Source organism: Clostridium senegalense JC122, from assembly GCF_000285575.1.
In the GTDB taxonomy this organism is placed as follows: Bacteria; Bacillota; Clostridia; order Clostridiales; family Clostridiaceae; genus Clostridium_J; species Clostridium_J senegalense.
Map to the genome: position 1 here is coordinate 1 of NZ_CAEV01000129.1, position 1,352 is coordinate 1,352.

2 protein-coding genes are annotated in these 1,352 nt (G+C 28.4%); both read left to right on the plus strand.

From position 1 onward, the window contains the following. The first annotated feature begins 80 nt into the window (after window positions 1-80). Window positions 81-386: a transposase gene (locus tag CSGHG_RS19155; RefSeq protein ID WP_010291436.1), complete on the plus strand. Its 306-nt coding sequence runs from the start codon at window positions 81-83 to the stop codon at window positions 384-386. A 29-nt stretch (window positions 387-415) separates the two neighbouring features. Then, a complete protein-coding gene (locus tag CSGHG_RS19160) occupies window positions 416-1,303 on the plus strand; it encodes an IS3 family transposase (protein ID WP_268869831.1) in 888 nt (295 codons plus the stop codon). The last annotated feature ends 49 nt before the right edge of the window (window positions 1,304-1,352 follow it).

Below are 1,352 nucleotides of genomic sequence, written 5' to 3' on the forward strand. Positions count from 1 at the left end.
CCTATAGCCCCCCTAATTGGATTGGACAAAGTTAATTTAGATATTTACAATTATATTAATGAAATTAGGAGGGCTACAATATGTCAAAAGTTGTTTTTAAAAGAAAGTTTTCAGAAGAACAAAGAGTTGCTTATGTTAAAGAGGTTCTTGAATCTGGTAGTAATTCTTTAATAGCTAAAAAATATGATATTAATCCAGTTCAATTAAGCACATGGGTTAACAATTACCGTAGGTATTCTCAAACTATAAAGCCGAAAAATCCAAAGGAAGGTGAGATTATACCTAATTATAAAAAAGAATATCATAAATTTAAGGATGAAAATGAAGAGCTTAAATTAAAAATAGCAATCCTTGAAGATCTTCTAAAAAAAAACAACCAACATTAGATGATAAAATTGCTATTGCTCATAAGTGGATAACTTTAGGTTATAAAGTTATTACTGTATTAAGTATTGTAGAATTATCTAAGTCCTCTTATTACTACAAAATAAAACATGAGTACGCTGAGAGAAGCTACGCTAATACAGGTCGTAAGACACCTGGATTTAGTTATAATTTTGATGGAGATAAGATTAATGACTTAGATATACAAAACTATATAGTGAAAATTAAATCTCAAAAAACTAGTAAATTCTATGGTTATAAAAAAGTTACTGCTGTTTTAAGAAATAACTACAATATTAAGATTAATAAGAAAAAAGTTAGAAGATTAATGAAAAACTTAAACTTGTTAGATCCAAATAGAAAACGCACTCTAAAACGAGTGTCACGCGTCTGCGAAAGTAGAACAATAATAAAATCAAACCAATTGTGGCAAATGGATATAAAGTATGCGTTTATAGCTGGAACAAAGAGAACTGCCTATATTACTTCTATAATTGATGTGTTTGATAGAGAACTTGTAAGTACATCAATAGATTTATCTGCAACTGGTGAAGTTGCGAAAAAAGTTTTAATTAAAGGTTTATATTCCAGAGGCATTAAAGATAATCCAAATGGATTAGTAATCCGTACGGATAATGGTAGCCAATTTATTAGTGGTATCTTTGAAAAATCTTGTCTTGATGAAAAAGTGATTCATGAAAGAATACCTGTTAAAAGTCCAAATTACAATGCTTTCATTGAATCATATCATAGATATCTTCAAGACGAATGCCTTACTGGAAGTATATATTGGAGTTTAGATGATATCCGCAATAATATAAATGATTTTGTTTATAGATATAACAATGAGAGAATACACTCTTCAATTGGATATGTTACACCACACGAATATTATCTTAAGAATTTAATGTGTGTTTAAAAATTGAAGCATATATTAGTATAAGTTAAGTTTGTCCAATTAGAGGGGA

Excerpts from the sequence above, each read along its gene's own strand:
- CSGHG_RS19155 (WP_010291436.1), top strand. The coding sequence starts at position 81 with ATGTCAAAAGTTGTTTTTAAAAGAAAGTTTTCAGAAGAACAAAGAGTT.